Origin of the sequence: Halomonas sp. I1 (assembly GCF_032334135.1) — a bacterium.
Lineage (GTDB): Bacteria > Pseudomonadota > Gammaproteobacteria > Pseudomonadales > Halomonadaceae > Halomonas.
Map to the genome: position 1 here is coordinate 107,816 of NZ_JAVXUS010000010.1, position 6,124 is coordinate 113,939.

Here is a 6,124-nt window from a genome sequence, read left to right on the forward strand (position 1 = left end):
CGTGGCGATGGTGACAAGCCTGGCCCATCGGGTCGGGAATTTCTCCGCCACGCTCCCGGCCGGCTTGTCCGAGTTCGGCACGGAGGCCACGGCACGCACCGTGGCCTCCTTCGGAATGGGGTCAGGCCTTGTCGGCGCCCCTGGGCCAGGCCTTGGGGTCGATGCGATCATTCAGCCGCGGGAAGCGACGCGGATCGAAGTTGGGCTCCAGGCCATCCTTGAGCTGGCGCTCGTAATCCCGGAACAGGGCAATGGCCACCGGCGAGAGCAGCAGGATCGCCACCAGGTTGATCAATGCCATCATGCCCATCGACAGGTCGGCGAAGCTCCAGATCGGGCCGAGGTTTGCCACCGCGCCGATCATTACCATGGCCAGCACCGCCAGCCGATAGATCAGGATGGCGCCGGGCGCGTATCGGGCGCCGGCCAGATACTCCACGTTGGTTTCGCCATAGGAGTAATTGGCGATCACCGAGGTGAAGGCGAACAGCAGGATCGCCACGGCAATGAACATGCTGGCCCAGTCACCGATCTGATGCGACAGCGCGATCTGGGTGAGCTGGATGCCGTTGGCTTCGTCACCGGCGAGCAGCTCTGGACCCGCCATGATGATGATGGCGGCGGTGGCGGTACAGATGACCAGGGTGTCGAAGAAGACACCGAGCATCTGGATGAAGCCCTGGGCGGCGGGATGGTTTGGCTGGGTGGACGCGGTGGCAGCGGCGTTGGGGGCCGAGCCCATGCCTGCCTCGTTGGAGAACAGGCCGCGCTTGATGCCGTTCATGATGGCCTGGGAGATGGCGTAGCCGGCAGCGCCTCCGGCAGCCTGGTCGAGGCCGAAGGCGCTCTTGAAGATGGTCATGATGGCCGCCGGCAGCTCGGTGATGTTGAGCAGCACCACCACGACGGCCAGCAGCAGGTAGATGGCGGCCATGACCGGCACGATCAGTTCGGCGACCCGGGCGATGGACTTCAGGCCACCGAAGATGATCGGCGTTACCGCCACGACCAGGACCACGCCGACGGCCCAGGGAGGAAGGGAGAAGGCTTCCTCCATGGCCAGCGCGATGGAGTTGGACTGCACGCTGTTGAAGGCCAGGCCGAAGGCGATGATCAGGCAGATGGAAAACAGCGCTGCCAGCCAGCGCAGCCCCAGGCCCTGCGAGATGTAGCGGGCCGGGCCGCCGCGGAAGGTGCCATCGCCGTGGTCTGTCTTGTAGGCCTGGGCCAGGGTGGATTCGACGAAGCTGGTGGCCATGCCGACCAGGGCCGTCATCCACATCCAGAAGATGGCACCGGGGCCGCCGAAGTAGATGGCGACCGCGACGCCGGCCAGGTTACCAGTGCCGACCCGGGCGGCGAGACTGGTGGAAAGCGCCTGGAAGGAGGAGATGCCGCCGTCGGCGCTGCGTGAATGGCGCAGCAGCTTGAACATGTGGCCGAAGTAGCGGAACTGGATGCCACGTGTCATGACGGTGAAGTACAGGCCCGCACCGATCAGCAGATAGATCAGCAAGGACCCCCAGATCAGGCCGTTGCCGGCGGCCATCAGGTCCTTGAAAAGTTCGGAAAGTGAGAATGCCATGATGTCGATATGCTCGTGATCTCAATGAATGCGGGGCCATTCTTCATGGATGCAAAAAAATGGCAAGGATTGCTGTCGAAAATCCATTGATTGGCCTAATCATCCAGTGATATCGCGAGTATCGAGCAATTGATGCTTTCGTGCGCTTGCAGCGCTCATGGCGACGGACCTTCGAGCTGGCGATAGGGTGGGGCTCGACGTAGGCTGGAGTGGATGGATTAACCCAGTCAGCGAGGAGAGTGTCGATCATGGACCATTTCATGCAGGCCGCCCTGGACGAAGCTCGTGCGGGGCTCGACGAGGGCGGTATCCCCATCGGCTCGGTCCTGGTGCACCGCGGAGTGATCATCGGCGGCGGCCGCAACCGTCGAGTCCAGCTCGGCAGCACCGTCCTGCATGGCGAAATGGACGCGCTGGAAAACGCCGGGCGCCAGTCCGCCGATATCTATCGCGATTCGACGCTCTACACGACACTGTCGCCCTGTGCGATGTGCACGGGCGCGATCCTGCTGTACGGCATTCCCAGGGTAGTGATCGGCGAGAACCGGACCTTCCAGGGCGAAGAGGCGCGTCTGCTCTCGCATGGCGTCGAGGTCGAGGTGCAGCAGGAGCCGGCGTGCATTGCCCTGATGGAAGGCTTTATCGCTTCTTCCCCCGATCTATGGTTCGAGGATATCGGTGAATCGTCGGGCCCCCGGGCCTTGTGACGTACCTTGTCGGTGCGCCGTGAGGCACTCGCTGGCGCCTGTCTCGACGAACGCGAAGCGGAGTCGCCCCTATGCTTGCTGAAACTCCTGAACCGCCGTATTACGCGGTCATCTTCTCGTCACGGCGTACCGATGTCGTGGCCGGCTATGACGAGACGGCCGAGCGCATGATGCGACTGGCGTCGCAGCAGCCCGGCTTTCTCGGCGTGGAGTCGGCGCGCGAGGCGATCGGCATCACGGTGTCCTACTGGGCGGATCTCGATTCGATCCGGCGCTGGAAGGCCCAGGTCGAGCATCGCGAAGCACAGCGCATGGGCCGAGAGGTCTGGTACTCGCACTACCGGGTGAGGGTGGCGCGGGTGGAGCGCGAGTACGGGCTGTCGTAGCGGCGGGTCAGGCGTAGGTGTTGAGTTGTGTGCCCAGAGGGCCGTCACTGGCCAGCCGAGGCTCGACGGATGCCGATTCCATCAGCGCCGTCACCTGCTGCTGCTGGGTATCCAGCGCCGACTTGAAGATCTGCATCTGAGCCTGCTGGGCGGTCTGGGCCTGCTGCATGACCAGGGACTGGGTGACGACATTGTTGATCGAGGTATCCATCGTCTTCTCCTTTATAAGGGGGTGTGCTCTACGCTAGCAGTTTTCTCCCCGGTCGGGTAGCTGGCGGTAAGTGCCGCCCCGACAATCATCCTCTCGGCAGGCAGTCCGGCAGGCTTTCCCGCAAGGCCCGGGGACGAATTCCCAGGTCGGCGAAGGTGCCCACGCCCTCGCTGACTCGGTTGTCGCTTTGCATGAGAATGACCTGATCGCGTGTCAAGGGAGGGGAGGGCAACCCGCCGAGTCCGAAGGCCAGTGCATGCCAGGCGGCGAAGGGCAGGGGTACGAGCGGACGTTCTCGCCCCAGGTGTTGCATCACCAGGGTGAGCGCTTCGCGATAGCTGAGAATATCGGCGCCGCCCAGTTCGAAGAGATAGCGTCGTGGCCGGTCGGCGGCGGTGAGCCTGACGATGGCACGGGCCACGTCCACGACATGCACCGGCTGCAGTTGGCTGCGACCACGCCCGAACAGCGGGATCGCGGGGAGGCGCGTGAGCCCCGCCAGGCTGGACAGGAAGGCGTCGTTCCGCCCGAAGAGGACGCTGGGCCGCAGGATGATGGCCTTGGGCAGGATATCCAGCACCGCTGTCTCGCCGTGTGCCCGGGCGCGAACATAGGCCGAGGGCGAGTCGAGGGTGGCGCCGATGCCGGATAGTTGTACCAGTCGGTCGATACCGGCCGCCCGTGCCTGCCGGGCCAGCTCGGCCGCCGCCGTGACATGAATATCCTCGAAGCCGAGTCGCCGCGACGGAACATACAGACTGGTCGTGTTGACCACTGCACCGGCCCCTTCCAACACCTCGGCAACGCGATGCCCATCGCGGATGTCAGCCTCGAGAACCTCCAGGGGGTCGCCGTCTTCCGCCCATGATGGCCAGACGGGGCGGCGTGCCACCAGGCGTGTCGGCCGGCCGCTCTCCACCAGTTCTCGCACCAGGGTGGCACCGAGAAATCCGGTGCCACCGAAGACCACGGTCGGGGATGTCGTCATGGGGCGGTACCGTCTTCTCCTCATCGAGTTGTAGATGCGGCGCGTGACGCCTGATGTCGCACCCTACACCCGAGTCCTGACGATGGAAAGTCACGGGACAACCATGATGGGGACTAAAGTCTAAAAGCATTGTGTCCGATTTTATCCGAAGCTATGTCCGACATAGATAAAATGAAGTCAGACACATCGATCGATTCTCAACCCGTACAGGCACGCCATGTCTTCTGCCGCTTCCGACCCTCGACGCGCGTCGAGCCCTGATATCGCCGACTTCCTCGCCGAGGCCATCTTTGCGGGGGAGTATGTGCCGGGTGACTTCGTGCCCAAGGAACTGGATCTCTGCGAGCGCTTCGGCGTCAGCCGCAGCACGGTGCGCAGTGCTCTGCAGACTCTGGTGGCGGCGGGCCTGCTGACGCGCATTTCCGGGCAGGGCTCGCGGGTGCGTGCCCTGCAGGAATGGCACCTGCTGGATCCGCGTGTCAGCGGTTGGATGGCACGCTTCGCTCAACCGAACCCACGTATCCAGCGTGAGATCTTCGCCTTTCGGGTGGCGGTGGAGCCCTATGTGGCGCGTCTGGCGGCGGAGCACGCCACAGCGGCGGACTTGTTGGCCATCGAATCCGCCCATGAGGGCATGATTCGCGCTCTGGAGCATGATGACCTGCACTGGCAGGGCATCTCCCATAACGATTACGACGTGGCTTTCCACGAGGCGATCTTCGCGGCCTCGCACAACTTGGTCTGGGCACAGATCAGCCACGTTCTCAAACCGGCCATCGCGCTGCTGGTGGAGAAATCCAACCATAGCGCCGATGAGCTCAACGACAGCATGGAACGCCATCGCCGGGTGATGGAGGCGATTCGCCTGCGTCAGCCTCAACAGGCCGCCCAAGCGGCGCTGGCGGTGCTGGAACGCACCGGACGGGATCTGGGCCTCGAGGACTTGATGCCCAGTGTTCCCGCCATCGAAGTCCCGACAACCGTTTCAACAACAAGCGATAAGGAAGCCTCATGATGTCTCGCATGCCACTCAAGACCCTGACCGTCGCCGTGCTTGGCGCCCTGGCCATCGATGCTCAGGCCGCTGAATACGAATGGACCTTCCAGACCTCGGAAACCGCCGGGGAGCCTCAATTCGAGATGAAGAAGGCCTGGGCCGAGAACGTCGAGCAGATGTCCGATGGCCGTATCGCCATCGAGATCCTGCCGGTCGGCGCCGTGGTTCAGGCCAACCAGACCCTGCAGGCGGTGAAATCCGGCATTCTGCAGGGCCACCTGACCGACCCCAGTTATTTCACCGGGCAGAATCCGGCCTTCGGCATGATGGGGAATCTGGTGGGGGCCTGGAGCGACCCCTATGACTTCCTCGACTACATGAACAACGCCGGTGGCGAGGCGCTCTACAACGAGCTCGTCGAACCCTATGGCCTGCACCTGATCGGTGCTGCCGCCACGGGTCTGGAGTCCTTGCCCTCCACCAAGCCGATTCGTTCTGTCGAGGATATGAAGGGCCTCAAGCTTCGCGCCCCCGAGGGCATGGTCTACAACATCTTCGAAGCGGCCGGTGCCACCCCGGTCAACCTGCCGGGCTCCGAGGTCTATACCGGCCTGGAGAAGGGCGTGATCGATGCCGCCGACTATACGGTATTCGCTACCAACCAGGCCCAGGGGCTGCATGAGTTCGCTCCCTACCCGCTCTATCCCGGGTTCCACTCCTTGCCGATGGTATCGGTGTCGGTGAACAAGGAAATCTGGGACGGCCTGCCGGAGGACCTCAAGTCGATCCTCGAGACCTCCGTGGACAGCCTGGCCTACGAGATGGTCGCCGAGCTCAAGACTCGTGACCTGGAAGCCGTGCGCGAGGCGCGTAACAACCCGGACATCGAGATCATCGACCTGCCGGCGGAGGAACGCGTCAAGTTCCGCAACATTGCCAAGGACGAGTGGGCCAACTGGGCCGAGAAGAACGAGATTACCCAGGAGTTCTACGACTCCGTGGTGGGTTATCTGGAAAACCATAATCTGATGTGAGACGCACCGGGCCGACGCGGAGCGGCCCGATGACATGACCGGACGCGGCGCGTCCCTCGGGGCGCGCCACTTCGTTGAGGAGTTACCATGACTCGAGATTCCCGTCGCCCGGAGGGATCGGCAGCCCCGGCCGTGACCGCACCCCCCGATCCGGTGCGCAACGCCTTCGACCGGGGCGTGGCAGCCTGCGGCCGCATCGCTGCCTGGCTGGTGCTG

7 protein-coding genes are annotated in these 6,124 nt (G+C 63.7%); 4 read left to right on the forward strand and 3 right to left on the reverse strand.

The window, feature by feature from the left end:
* Nucleotides 1–121 precede the first annotated feature (121 nt).
* On the reverse strand, nt 122–1,585 hold the full coding sequence (locus RSO41_RS11915) for a sodium:alanine symporter family protein (RefSeq protein ID WP_315619326.1): 1,464 nt from the start codon (nt 1,583–1,585) through the stop codon (nt 122–124).
* 248 nt (nt 1,586–1,833) lie between these two features.
* Between RSO41_RS11915 and RSO41_RS11920 the strand changes: the two genes are divergently transcribed.
* A complete protein-coding gene (locus tag RSO41_RS11920; protein ID WP_315619327.1) occupies nt 1,834–2,292 on the forward strand; it encodes a nucleoside deaminase in 459 nt (152 codons plus the stop codon).
* Between the two features lie 71 nt (nt 2,293–2,363).
* Nucleotides 2,364–2,678 carry an antibiotic biosynthesis monooxygenase gene (locus tag RSO41_RS11925; protein WP_315619328.1) on the forward strand — a complete coding sequence of 105 codons (315 nt, stop codon included), beginning with the start codon at nt 2,364–2,366 and terminating at the stop codon, nt 2,676–2,678.
* A gap of 7 nt (nt 2,679–2,685) precedes the next feature.
* Here RSO41_RS11925 and RSO41_RS11930 read toward each other — a convergent pair whose 3' ends face one another.
* Both RSO41_RS11930 and RSO41_RS11935 read right to left on the reverse strand, forming a co-directional pair.
* Entirely contained in the window at nt 2,686–2,889 is a 204-nt protein-coding gene (locus RSO41_RS11930) for a putative motility protein (RefSeq protein ID WP_315619329.1), read from the reverse strand.
* Nucleotides 2,890–2,974: 85 nt separating this feature from the next.
* The gene (locus RSO41_RS11935) at nt 2,975–3,877 is read right to left on the reverse strand and encodes a complex I NDUFA9 subunit family protein (protein WP_315619330.1); all 903 of its coding nucleotides are present in this window, start codon (nt 3,875–3,877) and stop codon (nt 2,975–2,977) included.
* Nucleotides 3,878–4,094: 217 nt separating this feature from the next.
* Between RSO41_RS11935 and RSO41_RS11940 the strand changes: the two genes are divergently transcribed.
* On the forward strand, nt 4,095–4,892 hold the full coding sequence (locus RSO41_RS11940) for a FadR/GntR family transcriptional regulator (RefSeq protein ID WP_315619331.1): 798 nt from the start codon (nt 4,095–4,097) through the stop codon (nt 4,890–4,892).
* On the forward strand, nt 4,889–5,908 hold the full coding sequence (locus RSO41_RS11945) for a TRAP transporter substrate-binding protein (RefSeq protein WP_315619332.1): 1,020 nt from the start codon (nt 4,889–4,891) through the stop codon (nt 5,906–5,908). Before RSO41_RS11940 ends, RSO41_RS11945 begins: the two co-directional genes overlap by 4 nt.
* Nucleotides 5,909–6,124 lie beyond the last annotated feature (216 nt).

What these genes read in the sequence shown, in the direction of transcription:
- RSO41_RS11915 (WP_315619326.1), bottom strand. Translation starts at nt 1,585, where the DNA reads ATGGCATTCTCACTTTCCGAACTTTTCAAGGACCTGATGGCCGCCGGC.
- RSO41_RS11920 (WP_315619327.1), top strand. Translation starts at nt 1,834, where the DNA reads ATGGACCATTTCATGCAGGCCGCCCTGGACGAAGCTCGTGCGGGGCTC.
- RSO41_RS11925 (WP_315619328.1), top strand. Translation starts at nt 2,364, where the DNA reads ATGCTTGCTGAAACTCCTGAACCGCCGTATTACGCGGTCATCTTCTCG.
- RSO41_RS11930 (WP_315619329.1), bottom strand. Translation starts at nt 2,889, where the DNA reads ATGGATACCTCGATCAACAATGTCGTCACCCAGTCCCTGGTCATGCAG.
- RSO41_RS11935 (WP_315619330.1), bottom strand. Translation starts at nt 3,877, where the DNA reads ATGACGACATCCCCGACCGTGGTCTTCGGTGGCACCGGATTTCTCGGT.
- RSO41_RS11940 (WP_315619331.1), top strand. Translation starts at nt 4,095, where the DNA reads ATGTCTTCTGCCGCTTCCGACCCTCGACGCGCGTCGAGCCCTGATATC.
- RSO41_RS11945 (WP_315619332.1), top strand. Translation starts at nt 4,889, where the DNA reads ATGATGTCTCGCATGCCACTCAAGACCCTGACCGTCGCCGTGCTTGGC.